Genomic DNA, 16,356 nt, shown 5'->3' on the forward strand with positions numbered 1-16,356 from the left:
TCGGGTTAACCCGAGGTCAAGGTAGTGTTGGGCGGGTGGTGGATCCCGATGCCGAACTGACGATCGGTCAACTGGCCAAGCGCGCCGGTGTGACGGTGACGACGCTGCATTTCTACGAGGAACGGGGCCTGATCCAGAGCCGGCGGACGGCCGGGAACCAGCGCCGGTTCGCCCGGCACATGCTGCGCCGGATCGCCTTCGTCCGCGTCGCTCAGCGCGTCGGCATCCCGCTGCGTGAGATCGGCGAGGCGCTGGCCCGACTGCCGGTCGGCCAGGCCCCGACCCAGGACGACTGGGAGCAGCTGTCGACGTCCTGGCAGGCCGACCTCGATCTGCGCATCAAGCAGCTGGTCCGGCTCCGCGACAAACTCACCGACTGCATCGGCTGCGGATGCCTCTCCCTGGAGCGTTGCGTGCTGCGCAACCGCGACGACAAACTCGGTGCCACCGGCACCGGCCCTCGCCGGCTGTGGATCGACGCACTGCCGTGACCCGAGACAGATCTCCGACTACGTCGCCGATCGGCTGAGGCGGCACTCGTGGAGCGGCACGATCACGTTCGAGAGCGATTGAGAACTGGGCGGGATCGACGGTCTTCCTAGAGTGGAAGGATGACTACCGACTTCAGGCTGGCCAGTACCGTGCTCGGTTCGCCGAATCCGCCGGAGCTGGCCGCGTTCTACGTCGCGCTGCTCGGCTGGCGGTATCGGGACGACGACGCGGCCGGCGACCCCGACTGGATCGTCATCAAGCCGCCGCCGGGTGGCGGTGAGGCCGGCTTGTCGTTCCAGCGGGAGGAGAACCACGTACCGCCCGCCTGGCCGGCCGGGTCCGAGGAGCAGCAGATGCAGCTTCACCTCGACATCGCGGTCGGTGAGGATCTCGACGGCGCTGTCGCCCGGGCCGAGGAGCTGGGCGCCACCCAGGCGGAGTACCAGCCGCAGCCGCTCGTACGGGTGATGCTCGATCCCGCGGGACACCCGTTCTGCCTGTTCGCTCCAGGTGGCTGAGTCGCACTCGCAGCTCGCTGATGAGAGCTCAGGCCGTACCGCGTGGCTGCCGGGAGCGAGCCGGCCTTCCCGAGCGTGTCGTGGATCTCGTTGATCTGGTCGAGCGTGAACATCGTCCCCCTCTGGTCAGCCGGCGAGGCACCGGCCTCCGAGGTTCGCGGAGGCCGGTGCCACGGGTGATCGGGTCAGATCGGCAGTGGGTCGTAGTTGGCGCCGAACGGGGCGTCCGGCCTGGTGAACTCCCCCAGCAGGGCGCGCCGCAGGGGCGTCGTGCGCTCGAGGAACTCGGGGTCGTTGCCGAAGCGGTCGGCCGGGCGGACCCAGGGTGGGCTGTACACGTAATGGGTGGTGAAGCGGTCGTAATCGCCGTCGTGGCGGAACGTCCTGTGCCAGACGCCGTTGTGGAAGACCAGGGCGGCCCCGGCCTCGGCGCAGACGACATGGCCGATCGGGACGTCGCCCTTGCTCTGACGGATCGAGTCCGGCAGCGGGACCCGCGAGCGATGGCTGCCGGGGATCAGTTCCATGTTGCCCAGGCCGGGCTTGGTCTGATCGGTGAGCAGGTACGACACGCGGAGCTGGATCAGCGGAACCGGGTAGCCCAGCTCCTTGAAGTCGAAGGCGGACGAACCGTCCTGGTGCCAGCCGCCGTTTCCGGCGTGGGCCGGCTGCATGGTGTTCCAGCCGGCCTGCAGGACGAAGCGGTCGCCGAGCAGACCCTGCACCTTCGGCAGGACGTCCGGGTGATCGATGAGCCGTTCGAGCACCGGCTCGTTCTCGTAGGTCCGGCCGATCTGCCCGAACTCGCGGTCGCGGCTCTGGTGCAGCCGCTGCGAGACGTCGTACGCCTCCGCGGCCTCGTCCTTGGTCAGGACGTCGGGGATCAGGAAATAGCCCCACGACTCGAAGATGAAGCGGTCGGTCTCGGTCAGCTGACCTTTGCCGACGACGGGATCAAGCATCGCTGTGTCCTTTTCTCCGTGGTGTAGAAAACGGCGAAGAGTGCGGTCAAGATCCAATCCTGTCGCTTCGCACGGCCGATAAACATCGAACCCACCCCCGAATCGGCCCGGGCCGACGGGGGTGGGTTCCCCCAGCTGGGTATGCCGGTGGGGATCGGTGCGCGCCCGGATGCTGTCAGCTCAGCTCGAGGAGGGTGCCCTGGTCCATGACCGCGAGCCAGCGGCCGTGCTCGTAGACGTAGGTGACGACGGTCAGCGCGCGCTGGTGGTACTCGTACTTCGGGATGTCGTACGTCGCGTCGTAGGTGATCACCGCCGAGCGGCATCCGTCCACGCGGCGGCTGAGCTCGGTCCAGGACCAGACCGCGTTCTTGTTGGTGAAGTGGTTCTTCGCGGCGGCCATGATCGCTTCGAGGCCGACGTGCCGTTCGCCGGTCGGGTAGATGCTGACCGCGTCCCGGGCGTGGACCGCCCGGAAGGTCGCCGCGTCGAAGTCCCGGAACGACTCCATGTCCGCTCGCTGAGTCGCGTCGAACGAGCGGGCGCATCCCCTCGCGCTGTCCCGGTCGTCGCCCGTCCAGTTCGCTTCCGCCGTCGTGGTGGTGAGGCACGCCAGGAACCCGACGGCTCCCACGGTGGCGACGAGTGTTCGGTTCATCAGTTGCTCCAGCCTTCTCCGGCCGGCTTCTCGACACCGGCTCCGGCTGCCGAGCGTGCGGGCCGGCGCGCCTGCGGCACCACGATTCGGTACGGGCCGAAACGTCACCTCGACCGACCCCCGCGTGGCTACATTGACCCTCAGGATCAGGACACGGAGGACCGCGATGGCGCTGCACATCGAGCTGGGAGCGACCGGGCTCGGCGCTGTGCGGCTCACCACCGACGCGGTGTGGGAGGCGGTCGCGAGTCTGCACGTGCTGGCCTTCCCGCGGCAGCACGCCGTTCACGGCCGGCTGTTGCGCCGGGTCGCGCGGCCGACGTACGACCTGTCGTTCCTGAGCGCCCTGACGTCGGACCCGCAGTGGTTTCCGGACATCCTCGCGCCCGCGCCGCGGCTCGACCCGCCTCATCCGCTCACCCAGTTCGCCGCGTTGCAGGACACCGACGAGCAGGTGCTGCGTTCCGACCTGGAGCAACTACGGCAACGACGCCCCGGCCTGGCCGACGACCTGGGCCCGCGGGAGTACGCGGACAGGGTCGCGGCCGAGCTCGCGCAGTACTGGCGGGACGTCCTCGAGCCGGTCTGGGAACGCGTCGAGGCCGTCACGACGGACGACCTCGCGTACTGCGGCCGGTTGATCTCGCGATCCGGCGTCGCCCGGGCGGTCGGCGAGATCCACCACGAGCTCAGCTGTCGCGACGGCGTGATCACCGTGGACTTCCACCGCACCGAGACCACCGTGCCCTGCGGCCCGGACGGTCTCTGGCTCGTACCGTCCGCCTTCCGGTGGCCGTGGATCGCGGTCGGGCAGCAGGGACCGAGCACCGTCGTGAGCTATGCGGCGCGCGGGTCCGCACTGGTCTGGGAGTCCAAGCACGGGCGGGACGAGCCCGACATCCTCGCGGCCCTGCTCGGCCGATCACGGGCCGCGATCCTCGGCAACCTGGAGTTGCCCAGGACAACGACGTGGCTGGCCGGCCGGCTCGGCCTGTCCCCCGGCACGGTCAGCGACCACCTCTCCGTCCTCACCGCCTCCGGCCTCCTCGTCTCCCACCGCCAAGGCCGACGCGTCCTCTACACCCGCACGCCCCTCGGCACCGACCTCGCCACCGGTGCACCCACAGCCTGGCGCACGGCCACCTGAACACCCTCGAGCGATCCGTCAGGCTGCCGGCCAGCTGGGACGTCTACATCGCCAGCTCCTGGAGGGACCCGGTGCGGCGTCAGGCCGGGTCCGGAACGACGCCGGTCAGCTCGGCGGTGCGGTCCCAGAGGCGGATGCGCAGGGCCCCGTCCTGAGCCCTCGGGTCGATCCGGGCCGGGCCGACACCCCCGAAGAACTCGCCGAACTTCTGCGGCCCGTAGTACTCACCACCCCGTACCTCGGGCGCGGTCGCCGCGTACAGCACCGGCAACGTCCCCTCGGGTACGGACTGGGACAGCGCCTTCGTCAAAGCGTTCAGCGGTCTCGCGACAGCGCCGAGACCCTGGTTGCGGGCGCCCGCGGCAGCGAGTTCGGTCCCCGTGAACCCGGGGTGCGCGGCCAGGCTGATCACCGGGGAGCCCTCCGCGTGCAGGCGCTGCTGCAGTTCGAGGGCGAACATCAGCCCGGCCAGCTTGGACTGCGCGTAGCCGTAGGCCATCCGGAACCGCCGCCGCTCGAAGCCGGGATCCTCGACGTCGAACCCCTTGCCACGGTGGGCGATGCTCGACACGGTGACGACGCGGGCCGAGTCCCCCGCACGCAGCGCCGGCATCAGCAGCCAGGTCAGCGCGGCGTGCCCCAGGTAGTTCGTGGCGAAGATCGACTCGTGACCCGCGGCCGTGCGCCGCAACGGACCGGCCGGGATCCCCGCGTTGTCGATCAGCAGGTCGAGGCGGTCGCCGGTCCGGTCGCGGATCTCGGCCGCGGCCGTCCGGACCGAGTCCAGGTCTGCTAGGTCCAGCAGGACGAGCTCGCCGCCGACCGCCGCCGCGGCGCGATCACCGCGCTCCTTGGACCGGCAGGCGAGGATCACCCGGGCGCCCTTGGCCGCGAGGACCGTCGCCGCGCGCAGGCCCAGGCCCGAGTTCGCGCCGGTGATCACGACCGTCCGGCCGCCCTGGTCAGTGATGTCGTCGTCGCTCCAAGCCTGCATGGCAGGATGCTAGCGCCGGGACCGGCGCAGGCCGGCCGAGAAGGTGCCGCGGCCGACCGGGAGCCGGGCGTGGACGTTAGGGTGCGGAGATGGCAGCGGGAGCTTCTCGTGAGCAGGACCAGGGCGCGGTGGTCGAGGAACTGTCGCTCGCGATGGCCGCACTGACCTTGAAGGCGATGTCGGCGTCGAGCCAGTTGCCGGTACTGCAGCTGCGCGTCCTGCTGGCCATCGACCGGCACGGCCCGGTCAGCCTCGGCGAACTGGCCGCCGAGCTCGACCTCTCCCTTCCCTCGGCCAGCAGGCTCGTCACCCGGCTGGCCGACGAACGGCTGGTCCTGCGACGGGTCCCCGAGCACGACCGCCGGCTGCTGCGGCTCACCCTGGCCGCCCGCGGCCGGACGACGCTCGCCCGGCTCCGAGACGCCCGCCGTGAGGAGCTCGACCAGGTGCTGGCCCGGATGTCCGCGGCCGACCGTACCGCTCTGGTCCGCGGCCTGACCAGCTTCGCCAAGGCCTCCGAGCACTAGTGCCGCGGAGCACCAGCTCTGCACGGAGCCAATCCGGTCAGCTCACCCGGTCCCGCCGCAGCGGGTCACGTCGGCCTGCAGACAGTCGACCGCGCCGCACATCCGCTCGAAGTACACCCCGTCGGTCACCGCGGTGGCTCGTCCTTGGTGCCCGGCAGGAACTCCTGCACCTTCGACTTCACGCCCTGCTTGATCATGCCGACCCGGTCGGTGTCGCCGCGCAGGATCGACTCCGCCGCGTTCTCGATCTGGTCCCAGGTCGCGTGCGGCGGGATCGGCGGGACCGCGGGATCGGTCCGGAACTCGACCACGCACGGCCGGTCCGCGGCCAGCGCCTCCTCCCAGGCCGGGACGACGTCCTCCGGCTTCTCCGCGATCACCCCGTGCAGCCCGATCAGTCGCGCGAACTCGGCGTAGGGGAACTCCGGCAGCTGCTGCGACGGCAGGAACTGCGGTGAGCCGCCCATCGCGCGGAGCTCCCAGGTCACCTGGTTCAGGTCGTTGTTGTGCAGCACCGCGATCACCATCCGCGGGTCGGCCCACTCGGGCCAGTACTTCGCGATCGTGATCAGCTCGTTCAGCCCGTTCATCTGCATCGCGCCGTCACCGACCAGCGCGTAGCAGGGCAGGTCCGGGTTCCCGAACTTCGCGCCGATCACGTACGGCACCCCGGGTCCCATCGTGGCCAGCGTCCCGGAGAGGGAGCCGCGGATGCTGTCCCGGATCCGCAGATGCCGGGCGTACCAGTTCGCGGCCGAACCCGAGTCGGCCGCGACGAGCGCGTTCCCCGGCAGGCGCGGCGACAGCTCGTGGAACACCAGCTCGGGGTTGATCGGGTCCGCCGACGTGTACGCGCGCCGCTGCATGACCTCCCACCAGCGTTCGACGTTCTGCTCCACGTCCTCCCGCCACGACCGGTCGTCCTTCCGCTGGACCAGCGGCAGCAACCCGCGCAGTGTCGCGGCCGCGTCCCCGACCAGGTTCACCTCGAACGGGTACCGCATCCCGACCATCGTCGGGTCGATGTCGATCTGTACCGCCCGCGCCTGGTCGAAGGCCGGCAGGAACTGCGTGTACGGGAAGTTCGACCCGACCACCAGCAAGGTGTCGCATCCCGTCATCAGCTCGTACGACGGCCGCGTGCCGAGCAACCCGATCGAACCGGTCACCCACGGCAGGTCGTCCGGGAGCACGTCCTTGCCGAGCAGCGCCTTCGCGACCCCGGCGCCGGTCAGGTCCGCGAGCCGGGTGATCTCGTCGACCGCTCCGCGCGCGCCCTGCCCGACCAGGACCGCGACCTTCGACCCCGCGTTCAGGACCTCGGCCGCGCGCTCGAGCTGATCGGCCGGCGGCACCGGTACCGACCAGGTCAGATCGAGACTCGACGGGACCATCTTGAACGCGTGCGACGGTGGCGTGTACTCCAGCTCCTGCAGGTCCGACGGGATGATCAGCGCCGTCACGGTCCGGCGGGACGCCGCGATCCGGATCGCCCGGTCGAGCACGTTCGGCAGCTGCTCCGGGACCATCACGGTCTCGCAGTAGTCGGACGCCACGTCCTTGTAGAGCGTGTGCAGGTCGACCTCCTGCTGGTAGTGCCCGCCCATCGCGCTGCGGGCCGTCTGGCCGACCAGCGCCACCACCGGTACGTGGTCGAGCTTCGCGTCGTACAGCCCGTTCAGCAGGTGGATCGCGCCCGGCCCGCTGGTCGCGGTACAGACGCCGACCCGGCCGGTGAACTTGGCGTACCCGACCGCCTCGAACGCCGCCATCTCCTCGTGCCGTGCCTGCACGAACCTCGGCTGGTTCCCGGCCTTCTCCCAGGCCGACAACAGTCCGTTGATGCCGTCGCCGGCGTACCCGAAGACATGGTCGACGTCCCACTCGCGCAGCCGTTGCAGCAGCTGGTCGGCAACTGTCGTGCTCATCGATCCTCCTTGAGGCCCGTGGCCAAGAGTTCGGCGAGATGTACGACTCGCCGGTCGGTCGCTTGCTCGATCTGGGTCCCTGAGCGCCAGCAGCTGCCGGTAGATCTCCGCCGGACGGTCCACTGCGGCCTCGACGGACCGCGGCACCACCACCCCGAGCGGTACCTCTCGGTAGTTCGACGAGTCGCACGAGTAGGCGGCCAGCGATCCCGCGTCGAACCGCACCTCGCCGTCCACCCGCTCACGTAACGCGTTCTCCAGCACAGCGGCGCCGGTACCCGGGTCCGTCATCGCCAAACACTTGTCATATGACAATAAACTCGCAGGTCCGCGAAGGTCGCCGGACCGGCCTGGCGATCCCCGCCGGCACCTTGCGCCCCACCCGCCCACGCCCGCCAAGCGCCCGGGCGAGCCTGCGGGCCTTTACCATGGACGGCAGTATCAGGCCCTGCTCGGCGAAGGCGCCGTGCAGGACCTCACCCGGATGCGGGACGCGGCGGCCGCGGAGACCAGGCAGTACCCCGACGACAAGACGCCGGTCAACAACGCGAACCGCCGGCTCTACAAGAACGTGCTCCGCGAACTGCAGGATCTCGAGACCGGGACGTCGAACGGCCACCACGTGCTCGGTGCGCACAACGGGATCGGCGACGGCCGGGACATCGTGGTGTCCAAGGTCGGCGACGGCACCGGGAAGCCAACCACCGCCTGACGTTCCGGGAGATCCCCGGCCGGAACGCGGGTGGGACCAACGCCCGCGACGTGATCGCGATCGGCGCTCGGCACGGCCAGGACGCCGCCTACCAGCAGACCGCACTACGGCTGGGCCGGGGAACCAACAAACTTCCCCAGCTCGACCGGTTCGGCCAGGCGCAGGTCGGCAGCGGCGGCAAGGCCCACCAGCGCCAGCCGATCCTGGACGCGAACCGCGCCATCGCGCACGCCTTCGACGGCCAGAAACCGCTGTCCGGCGCGAAGCCACTCAGCGAGACCGCGTTCGGAGGACGAAGCGGCTCGGGGGGTGCCGCCAAACAGGCCGCCAAGCAGACGGGTAAGCAAGGCCGCCAGCAAACCAACCCCCAACGCGGCGAGTAACACCCGCTGACCTTCCCACGGACCCGTTTCCGGCTGGGTACCTCGAAGGTGAAAGCGTTTCGTCACGGCACCCAGGCTCCCGGCCGGACGTGCCGCGACACAAGCACCACCGGAGTTGTGAGATGACTGTCCCCGAAGACGCCCGCACGCGACTCCATCAGGCGGCTGAAATCGTCGCCCCGATGGTCGAACGGATGGAGGTCGCGACCGGCTTGCAGCTTGCTGAGGTCGCTCGCCATGACCCGGTGCTGGCGCAGCTGGGCTGGGACTGTGTCCAGTTGCTCGCAGTGATCGACGAATCGGCCGAGCAAGCCGCCGGCCTGTCGCGCCGGCAGGGGTACTCGGTCGAAGCCCTGCACTACCAGGGTTTGTGCCGTCGAACCAACGCGTGCCTCGGCGAAGTCGCAGCCGCCATCGAATCCCGGCTGTCAGCACTGTCGATCGGTCTGGTGACGGTCGGCCGGGCGGCCGACCGTGGTCCGGACAGCGGCCCAGGCAAACGCCCGGATCGCACTTAGCCGAGCTCCGCTGGTCTGTCCGCATGAACCGCTTCCAACCGTGGCAGCTCCGGCCCGGTACCGGCTTCGACGAGCAGATCGATCTCGTCGGCTACCGCGTCGCCGGGACCGACGAGGAGATCGGGACGGTCGCCGAGGTCGTCGATTCGTCCGGCGACGTGACCATCGTCATCGACACCGGTGCGTGGGTTGTCGGGCAACGGATCCTGTTGCCGCCCGGAACGGTCGAGTCCATCGATCACGACGCCCGCTCGATCGCGGTGGATCGCACGGCGACCGAGATCCGGGACGCACCGCCGTACGAGGTGGAAACCGGCCGAAGTCAGGAATACCGAGATCGCCTGACGCACTACTACTGCGATCTCTATCGTGACCTCGACTCCCCGGAGTCCGGACCGCGCTTGAGACATGGCCGCCCCTTCCCGGGTACCGACCCGCACTGAGCATCGGTGTACTGGACACGCGGACGTCTCAGAGGCTCACGGACCGGTCAGGGCGTGACCATGGTCTGTGCCGCGTTGGACTTCAGCATCGCGTTGGCCCAGCGCAGTTGCCGGAGAGTCTGCGGATGGGCCGTCTTCGCCAGCGTGAGCAGGTCGTCGTCCTTGAGCGCCTGGGCGGTCTGCGCCAGGATCTCCCAGTCCAGCGAGACGCCGGCCGCCTTGCGGTGGATCTCGCGCAGATCCTTCAGCAGGAGCAACGCCGGATCGTGGTGGCGGCCGAGGAGTTCCGCGCCCTTCTGCCGGGCGGCCGCCAACAGGCCGCCCTCGTCGTCCGGATCGGGATCGAGGTCGACCCCGTAGGTCTCGCCCTGGGCGGCCAGCTCCCGTACGTGCTCCTGGGACCACCTGGCCAGGTCCCGGCCGAGGTAGAAGATGTCATGCTCCGTCCTGTGCCGATCGGAGGCCTGCAACAGTTCCCCGGCGAGGTCGTTCTCGGCGCGGTGGAGTTCGGCGATGGCCAGTCCGACCTTGGTGTTCATCGTTGGCTCTCCTCGACGCCGAAGCGCTCGACGACTGCCGCCCGACCGCCGCCGTTGGTGCCCGGCACGGCGTCGCCGGCGGCCGGCCTCGACGCGGTCGTGGTCGGCGCCGGGGACGGACCTTCCGCGGCGGCGATCCGCTCGACCCGAGCCGCGGCGGTCTTGAACAAGGGCTGCTTGGAGGCGGGATCCCAGTCGGTGACCGTCAGCTCGTTCGCTGCCCGGCCCGCCTCGTCGCCCGGTGCATGGCCGCCGGTGGTGTCCCAGTAGCCGTAGTGGAACGGCAGGAAGAGCGTCGACGACCGGATCCCGCTGATGCGCAGTTTCGCCTCGACACTGCCGCGGGGCGTCGAGACGCGGAGCAGATCACCCTCGCCGAACCCGTGCCGAGCCGCGTCGTCCACGGACATCTCGACCCACACGTCCGGCGCCGCGTTCTGCAACTGCGGTGCGCGTCCCGTCTTCGTCCGGGTGTGGAAGTGGTACAGCGTCCGGCCGGTGGTCAGCAGGTACGGGAAGTCCGTCGTCGGCGGTTCGTGAGGCGGGAGGTACTCGGCGGCCTTGAACACCGCCTTACCCGACGGATTCAGCGCCTTGTACTCGACCGGATCGAGCGGCGCGCCGGTCAGCAGGTCCTTGCCGTAGGTCTCGCAGTAGGACGGTGAGCTCCAGAACTCGCCGTCGCGGTAGATGCGTTCGGTTCCGTCCGGGTGTTCGTCGTTGCAGGGCCACTGGATGCCGCTGCCACCCCGCAGCTTGTCGTACGTCAGGCCGGTGTAGTCGCACGGGCGTCCGGCGCTGCATTCCTTCCAGCCTTCGAACGCGCCCTCCGCATCGGTCCACTTCACCAGCGGCTGACCGTCCTTGTCCGTCAGGCCCAGCCGGTGCGCGTAGTCGATGAAGATGTCCAGGTCCGCGCGCGCCTGCCCAGGCGGGTCGACGGCCCGCTCCGACAGGTGAACCGTGCGGTCCGCGTTGGTGAACGTCCCGGTCTTCTCGCCCCACGTCGCGGCCGGCAGGACCACATCGGCCAACTGCGCCGTCTCGGACAGGAAGATGTCCTGGACGACGAGGAACAGCCGGTCCTGGGACAGCACCTCACGAATGCGGTGCAGCTCCGGCAACGACACCGCGGGATTGGTGCCGCTCACGTACAGGAAGCGGATCGAGCCGTCCTCGACGTACCGCATCATCTGCATCAGGTGGGTCGGCTCCGAGTAGTGCGGGATCTGTGCCGGCTCGATGTTCCAGACCCGGGCCAGGTCCTCGACGTGCTCGTCGTTGGCCCAGTTCCGGAATCCGGGCAGGTCGCCGTCAGCGCCGCACTCCCGCGTGTTCTGTGCGGTCGGCTGCCCGTTCATCTGCAGGACGCCGCACCCGGGCCGGCCGAGCATGCCTCGGAGCAGGTGGAGGTTGTTCACCTGTACCGAGGCCGCGGTCGCCTGGTGCGACTGGTAGAACCCCTGCAGAACCGTGGACAGCAACCGCTCGGCGTGACCGATCAGCGAGGCCGCCGCTCGGATGTCGGCGGCCGGGAGGTCGCAGATCCGCGCCGCCCAGTCCGGGTCACAGTCGGCGACCTGCTTGACCAGCTCGTCGTACCCCACCGTGTACCGGTCGACGTAGTCACGATCCACCCAGTCGTGGTCGACGATCTCGTGCACCAACGCGTTCATCAGGGCCACGTTCGTCCCGGGTTTCGGGGCCAGGTGCACCGTGGCGGCGGCAGCGACCGGCGTACGGCGCGGATCCACGCAGATCAGCTGCGGCGGATTCGGCCCGGCCAGCCGGTCCAGTACCCGGGTCCACAGCACGGTCTGCGTCTCGGCCATGTTGTGCCCGTACAAGGCGATCACATCGGCGTCATCGATGTCGGTGTACGAGCCGGGCTGACCGTCGCTCGCGAACGTCTCCTTCAGCGCCTCGGCGGCCGTCGCCGTACAGAGCCGGGTGTTGCCGTCCAGATGGTTCGTGCCGATACCCCCATGACCGATCAGCGCAAGCGTGTAGTACTCCTCCAGGAACAGCTGACCCGTCGTGTAGAAGCCGACCGAACTCGGTCCACGCTCGGCCAGCAACTCCTGGGTCCGTCCGGTGACCGCCGACATCGCGGTCTCCCAGTCCGATTCCACCAGTTGCCCGTCCCGGCGGACCAGCGGGACGGTGAGCCGATCCGCGGAGTTGTTCGCCTGGTAACCGAACAGGTCCTTCGGGCCCAGGCGGCCGTGGTTGACCCGATCCACGGCGCGGCCGCGGACTCCGACGATCCGCCCGTCCTTCACCGCGATGTCCAGGCCGTCCCCGTTCGAGTGCAGGACGGTCGCCGATTGCACCCACCGGTCGACCTCGGCCTCGCCCAGCCCGTCCTCCAACCGGACGTCGACCCGGATCGGCCAGCTCTCCCCCGGCCCGTAGGGGGTACGGGTGCCCCACGGCTCCGCGATCCGGTCGATGGTGGTCATAGCGCGGCGGGTACCCCCGGCCGCCCCCGCGAAACCGGGGACAGCGTGTCGTCCGGCCGCCTCGGGGTACAGCGAAGCGACCATCCGCGATCAGAGAGGCCGCTGCATGAGCTACGACCCGAGGACGAGGTACGCGCGACCCGACCAGCAGGAACCGCAGAACCAGGAGCATCCCGGACACGGTGCCGCGATGACGCCGGAGCCCGACTACGGCGAGACGACGTACCGGGGCAGCGGGAAGCTGAAGGGCAAGCGGGCGCTGATCACCGGTGGTGACTCCGGGATCGGGCGGGCCGTCGCGCTCGCCTTCGCCCGGGAGGACGCGGACGTGATGATCTCGCACCTCGAAGCCGAGGAGCAGGACGCGCGGGAGACCTGCCGCCTGGTCCGGGAGACCGGCCGCAACGCCGCCTCGCTGGCGGGCGACATCCAGGACGAGAAGCACTGCCGAAGGCTCGTCGACCAGTGCCGCGAGGAGATCGGCGGTATCGACATCCTGGTCAACAACGCCGCGTACCAGATGTCCCGGCCGGGCATCGCGGACATCTCCACCGAGCAGTTCGACCAGGTGATGAAGACCAACGTGTACGCGATGTTCTGGCTCTGCAAGGCGGCCCTGCCCTATCTCGCGCCGGGCTCCGCGATCGTCAACACGACCTCGATCCAGGCCTACGAACCGTCCCCGAACCTGCTCGACTACGCCACCAGCAAGGCTGCCATCCTCAATTTCACCAAGGGCCTCGCCCAGGAACTCGCGCCGCGCGGCATCCGCGTGAACGCCGTCGCCCCCGGCCCGGTCTGGACGCCGCTCATCCCGGCCACCCTGGCGGACGAGAAGGTCGGCGACTTCGGCGCCGACACCCCGCTCGGCCGCGCCGGCCAACCCGCCGAACTCGCACCGCTGTACGTCTTCCTCGCCTCGGACGACTCCACCTACGTCACCGGCGAACGCCTCGGCGCCACCGGCGGCCGCCCGCTCCCCTAGGGCAGGTCGGTCCCGCGGTCCGAGCGGACCACCCGGATCGTCCGGACAGCCGGATCCGCCGCGTCCGGGACGACCATGGTGGCCTCGATCCCGGAGCGGAGGTAGTCGACGACGCCCGCGGTGATGCGCTCACCCGGCACGATCGCCGGGATCCCCGGTGGGTACGGGGTGACCTGCTCGGCCGCGATCCGGCCGACGGCGTCCCGCGCCGGTACCGTCTCCTGGTCGGCGAAGAACGCCTCGCGTGGCGTCGTCACCTGTTCGAGCTCCAGCTCACCGGGATCCGGCAGGACGACCGACTTCGGCGTGGGCAACGCGGTCCGGGTGAGATCCGCGAGCGCGGTCACCAGCTGGTCCGCCGACAACGGGTCGTCCGCGAAGGTGAACTGGGCCACGATGCGCCGATGGTCGGACAGCCCGACGTTGATCGAACGCTCGGCCCGGAGCCAGTCCGAGGCCTGGTACCCCGAGATCCCCGCGGCCAGCGTGTCGATCATGATCTGCAGGCGATCCAGGTCGTGCGACGCCTCCTTCGCCACCAGCCGGTCGTCGAGGACTTCGAGTCCCGGCAGGCCGTCGATCTCCCGCCGCGTCGAGTCGGCCAGCTGCAACGCGGCCGCGAGCAGTTCCTCACCGCGCAGCGCCATCTGCCGGCGCCAGCCGTCCATGGCCGCGAAGAGCAGCACGTTCGGACTCGTCGTCGACAACAGGTCCGCGCTCTGTTCCAGCCGGACCGGATCGATCAGGTCGCCCTGCAGGTGGAACACCGAGCCCTGCTCGAAGCCGGCGCCCATCTTGTGGATCGACACGACACAGACATCGGCGCCCGCGTCCATCGCCCAGGTCGGGAGCTCGTCGTGGAACGGCAGATGCGCGCCCCACGCCTCGTCCACCACCAGCGGCTTTCCCCGCCGGTGACAGATCTCGGCGATCGCTTCCAGATCACTACAGGTTCCGTAGGGCGACGGGCTGGTGACCAACGCGCCGACCGCCGCCGGATGCTCGTCGAAAGCCTGCTCGAACGCCTCGGGCGACGGCGGATGGGCCAGATGCAGCTCTCCGTCCCACCGCGGCCGCACCCACACCGGCCGGATCCCCGTCAGGGTGAGCCCCGCGATCACCGACTTGTGCGCGTCCCGGCCGATCAGCATCGACTCCCCCGGCGCCGCCACCGCCATCATCGCGCTCTTCACCGACAGCGAACTCCCGCAGGTGGAGAAGAACGCGTGATCGGCACCGACGGCGTCCGCCATGAGTTCCTGCGCTCGTTCCAGAACCCTGCCACCACTCGTCCGGTCGTCCAGTACACCGGTCGCCAGCAGGTCGGACCGGAACACGTCCGCTCCCAGAACTCGCCGGACCTCCTCGTCGACGCCCAGGCCCTGCTTGTGACCGGGCGGGCAGAAGTTCACATAACCCCGCCGGTGGTACTCCGCCAGCGCTTCCAGCACCGGGCTGCTGCTCTGATCCATGCGACCGCCGGTACCCGAAGCCCCGATTCGCAGACAGCCGGGGACGGACCGGGTGTGTGCGGGGGGGGTACCGGAGGACCATGTTCGAAGGTTTCACGCTGGAGGAGCTCGAGGTCGGCGGTCAGCGGGTCCGGGTCCGGTACGCCGGATCCGGACCGGCCGTGGTGTTGTTGCACGGCCACCCGCGAACGCACACGACCTGGTACGCGGTGGCGCCGGATCTGGTGGCTGCGGGGTTCGCGGTGGTGTGCCCCGACCTGCGGGGGTACGGACGGTCGGGGAAACCGGCCACCGACGCGGACCACACGCCGTACTCCAAACGTGCGATGGCCGCCGACGTCGTCGGCGTCATGGATGCCCTCGGCCACGACCGGTTCGCAGTGGTCGGTCATGACCGCGGTTCGTACGTCGCCTATCGCACCGCGCTCGATCACCCCGATCGGGTGAGCAAGCTGGTCGTGATGGACGGCGTACCGGTGGTCGAGGCCCTGGAGCGGTGTGACGCGCGGTTCGCGGCCGAGTGGTGGCACTGGTGGTTCTTCGCTCAGCAGGACAAGCCCGCGGAAAGGGTGATCTGCGCGGATCCGGAGACCTGGTACAACGCGTGGACCACCAACTCGCCGGCCGCGCTGGGACCCGGGAACCACGCCGACTTCCTGGCCGCGATCCGCGATCCGGCCACGGTCCACGCGATGGTGGAGGACTACCGGGCCGGCCTGGGCATCGACCGCCGCAACGACGTGGCCGACCGGGACAACGGCCGGCGGATCGAGTGTCCGACGCTCGCCCTCTGGTCCACCGACGACGACCTGGAGCAGCTGTACGGCGACGTCGTCGCGGTCTGGCGCCCGTGGTGCCGCGAGGTCCAGGGCCACGGCATCAAGTCGACCCACCACATCGCCGAACGGAACCCGGCCGACCTCCTCCGAAGCCTCCACGCCTTCTTGTAACACGACAGCACGGGTGTTCCTACTTGGCCGGGTCGTGACCCCAGTTCATCAGGGAGTACCGCCAGTCGGTGTCGGTCACGTCGCCGGACGGGCGCTGTCTGCGGTGGCGATGCACGTAGCCGACGACCTTCCGCATGTGCGCGTAGTCGTCGTCGCTCAGCTCGTCCTTCTTGGTGTTCAGCAGATCGATGATCCGCCGGCCACTGCGATGACCGACCGACTCCGAGCCGGACCCACTCTTCTGGCCCACCCGCTTCGACTCGTCGGTGGTGAGCCACTTCTCCAGTTGCTTGGGGGTCATGTTCACCGCCTCGCCGAACTCCCGCCTGGTGCCGTCCCGATCCTCGCTCCCGTCGGTCATGACGACGCCTTGGATGCCCGTCGCAGCGCCGATGGTTTGTGGACCGCCGTCTGCCCCGACTTCTCGCTGCGAACCAGGTACTGCGGATCGTCCGGGCTCGCATCCACGGTCCGCCCGCCGGCCTCGGTGCGCTCGGTGATCCTCCGCTCCACCGTGCCCACCGCCGTACCACCGTGACTGTCCCACTCGACCGCATCGCCTTTGTGGAACTCCTGCCCGCTCACGACGCACCGCCTGCCATGTCTCCTCCATCACCTCTCGACTGCGCCCCGGGTGCCCGCGAAAAGTTGCCCCGAAACCACCGT

The 16,356-nt window shown here is 69.6% G+C and carries 19 protein-coding genes; 10 read left to right on the forward strand and 9 right to left on the reverse strand.

What is annotated here, in order from left to right:
• Window positions 1–35 precede the first annotated feature (35 nt).
• Complete coding sequence (gene soxR / locus FB561_RS28455) at window positions 36–491, forward strand: redox-sensitive transcriptional activator SoxR (protein WP_475422034.1); 456 nt, start codon at window positions 36–38, stop codon at window positions 489–491.
• A 120-nt stretch (window positions 492–611) separates the two neighbouring features.
• Entirely contained in the window at window positions 612–1,010 is a 399-nt protein-coding gene (locus FB561_RS28460) for a VOC family protein (RefSeq protein ID WP_145811990.1), read from the forward strand.
• Window positions 1,011–1,195: 185 nt separating this feature from the next.
• Here FB561_RS28460 and FB561_RS28465 read toward each other — a convergent pair whose 3' ends face one another.
• Window positions 1,196–1,972 (reverse strand): phytanoyl-CoA dioxygenase family protein, encoded by a 777-nt coding sequence (locus tag FB561_RS28465; protein ID WP_145811992.1) that lies wholly within the window; start codon window positions 1,970–1,972, stop codon window positions 1,196–1,198.
• 175 nt (window positions 1,973–2,147) lie between these two features.
• Window positions 2,148–2,630, reverse strand: a complete 483-nt coding sequence (locus tag FB561_RS28470) for a DUF4440 domain-containing protein (protein ID WP_145811993.1) — start codon at window positions 2,628–2,630, stop codon at window positions 2,148–2,150.
• 166 nt (window positions 2,631–2,796) lie between these two features.
• On the opposite strand from FB561_RS28470, the gene FB561_RS28475 reads away from it, so the two are divergent.
• Window positions 2,797–3,777 carry an ArsR/SmtB family transcription factor gene (locus FB561_RS28475; RefSeq protein WP_145811995.1) on the forward strand — a complete coding sequence of 327 codons (981 nt, stop codon included), beginning with the start codon at window positions 2,797–2,799 and terminating at the stop codon, window positions 3,775–3,777.
• 79 nt (window positions 3,778–3,856) lie between these two features.
• Here the strand turns inward: FB561_RS28475 and FB561_RS28480 are convergent, their stop codons facing one another.
• Entirely contained in the window at window positions 3,857–4,771 is a 915-nt protein-coding gene (locus FB561_RS28480; protein ID WP_145811997.1) for an oxidoreductase, read from the reverse strand.
• 89 nt (window positions 4,772–4,860) lie between these two features.
• On the opposite strand from FB561_RS28480, the gene FB561_RS28485 reads away from it, so the two are divergent.
• The gene (locus tag FB561_RS28485) at window positions 4,861–5,298 is read left to right on the forward strand and encodes a MarR family transcriptional regulator (RefSeq protein WP_145811999.1); all 438 of its coding nucleotides are present in this window, start codon (window positions 4,861–4,863) and stop codon (window positions 5,296–5,298) included.
• A 125-nt stretch (window positions 5,299–5,423) separates the two neighbouring features.
• Here FB561_RS28485 and FB561_RS28490 read toward each other — a convergent pair whose 3' ends face one another.
• Window positions 5,424–7,226: a thiamine pyrophosphate-requiring protein gene (locus FB561_RS28490; protein ID WP_145812000.1), complete on the reverse strand. Its 1,803-nt coding sequence runs from the start codon at window positions 7,224–7,226 to the stop codon at window positions 5,424–5,426.
• 466 nt (window positions 7,227–7,692) lie between these two features.
• On the opposite strand from FB561_RS28490, the gene FB561_RS28495 reads away from it, so the two are divergent.
• The 4 genes from FB561_RS28495 (at window position 7,693) to FB561_RS28510 (ending at window position 9,282) form a co-directional block, all read left to right on the forward strand.
• Window positions 7,693–7,938, forward strand: coding sequence for a hypothetical protein (locus FB561_RS28495; RefSeq protein ID WP_145812003.1), 246 nt, complete (start codon window positions 7,693–7,695; stop codon window positions 7,936–7,938).
• 50 nt (window positions 7,939–7,988) lie between these two features.
• The gene (locus FB561_RS28500; RefSeq protein ID WP_145812005.1) at window positions 7,989–8,321 is read left to right on the forward strand and encodes a hypothetical protein; all 333 of its coding nucleotides are present in this window, start codon (window positions 7,989–7,991) and stop codon (window positions 8,319–8,321) included.
• Window positions 8,322–8,443: 122 nt separating this feature from the next.
• Window positions 8,444–8,839, forward strand: coding sequence for a hypothetical protein (locus FB561_RS28505; protein ID WP_145812007.1), 396 nt, complete (start codon window positions 8,444–8,446; stop codon window positions 8,837–8,839).
• A 23-nt stretch (window positions 8,840–8,862) separates the two neighbouring features.
• Window positions 8,863–9,282, forward strand: a complete 420-nt coding sequence (locus tag FB561_RS28510; protein ID WP_145812009.1) for a PRC-barrel domain-containing protein — start codon at window positions 8,863–8,865, stop codon at window positions 9,280–9,282.
• A 47-nt stretch (window positions 9,283–9,329) separates the two neighbouring features.
• Here FB561_RS28510 and FB561_RS28515 read toward each other — a convergent pair whose 3' ends face one another.
• Together FB561_RS28515 and FB561_RS28520 are read right to left on the reverse strand one after the other, a co-directional pair.
• Window positions 9,330–9,821 carry a hypothetical protein gene (locus FB561_RS28515; RefSeq protein WP_145812011.1) on the reverse strand — a complete coding sequence of 164 codons (492 nt, stop codon included), beginning with the start codon at window positions 9,819–9,821 and terminating at the stop codon, window positions 9,330–9,332.
• A complete protein-coding gene (locus FB561_RS28520) occupies window positions 9,818–12,283 on the reverse strand; it encodes a molybdopterin oxidoreductase family protein (protein ID WP_145812013.1) in 2,466 nt (821 codons plus the stop codon). The genes FB561_RS28515 and FB561_RS28520 overlap by 4 nt, the downstream gene beginning before the upstream one ends.
• 106 nt (window positions 12,284–12,389) lie before the next feature.
• Here FB561_RS28520 and FB561_RS28525 point away from each other — a divergent pair, with 106 nt between their 5' ends.
• The gene (locus FB561_RS28525; protein WP_145812015.1) at window positions 12,390–13,268 is read left to right on the forward strand and encodes an SDR family oxidoreductase; all 879 of its coding nucleotides are present in this window, start codon (window positions 12,390–12,392) and stop codon (window positions 13,266–13,268) included.
• Here FB561_RS28525 and FB561_RS39055 read toward each other — a convergent pair.
• On the reverse strand, window positions 13,265–14,740 hold the full coding sequence (locus FB561_RS39055; protein WP_145812017.1) for an aminotransferase class I/II-fold pyridoxal phosphate-dependent enzyme: 1,476 nt from the start codon (window positions 14,738–14,740) through the stop codon (window positions 13,265–13,267). The two genes, FB561_RS28525 and FB561_RS39055, sit on opposite strands and share 4 nt — an antisense overlap.
• 80 nt (window positions 14,741–14,820) lie before the next feature.
• Between FB561_RS39055 and FB561_RS28535 the strand changes: the two genes are divergently transcribed.
• Window positions 14,821–15,690 carry an alpha/beta hydrolase gene (locus FB561_RS28535; protein WP_145812019.1) on the forward strand — a complete coding sequence of 290 codons (870 nt, stop codon included), beginning with the start codon at window positions 14,821–14,823 and terminating at the stop codon, window positions 15,688–15,690.
• A 19-nt stretch (window positions 15,691–15,709) separates the two neighbouring features.
• Here the strand turns inward: FB561_RS28535 and FB561_RS28540 are convergent, their stop codons facing one another.
• Together FB561_RS28540 and FB561_RS28545 are read right to left on the reverse strand one after the other, a co-directional pair.
• A complete protein-coding gene (locus tag FB561_RS28540; protein WP_145812021.1) occupies window positions 15,710–16,051 on the reverse strand; it encodes a DUF3140 domain-containing protein in 342 nt (113 codons plus the stop codon).
• On the reverse strand, window positions 16,048–16,275 hold the full coding sequence (locus FB561_RS28545; protein ID WP_145812023.1) for a hypervirulence associated TUDOR domain-containing protein: 228 nt from the start codon (window positions 16,273–16,275) through the stop codon (window positions 16,048–16,050). The genes FB561_RS28540 and FB561_RS28545 overlap by 4 nt, the downstream gene beginning before the upstream one ends.
• Window positions 16,276–16,356: the final 81 nt, after the last annotated feature.

Origin of the sequence: Kribbella amoyensis, assembly GCF_007828865.1 — a bacterium.
Taxonomy (GTDB): Bacteria; Actinomycetota; Actinomycetes; order Propionibacteriales; family Kribbellaceae; genus Kribbella; species Kribbella amoyensis.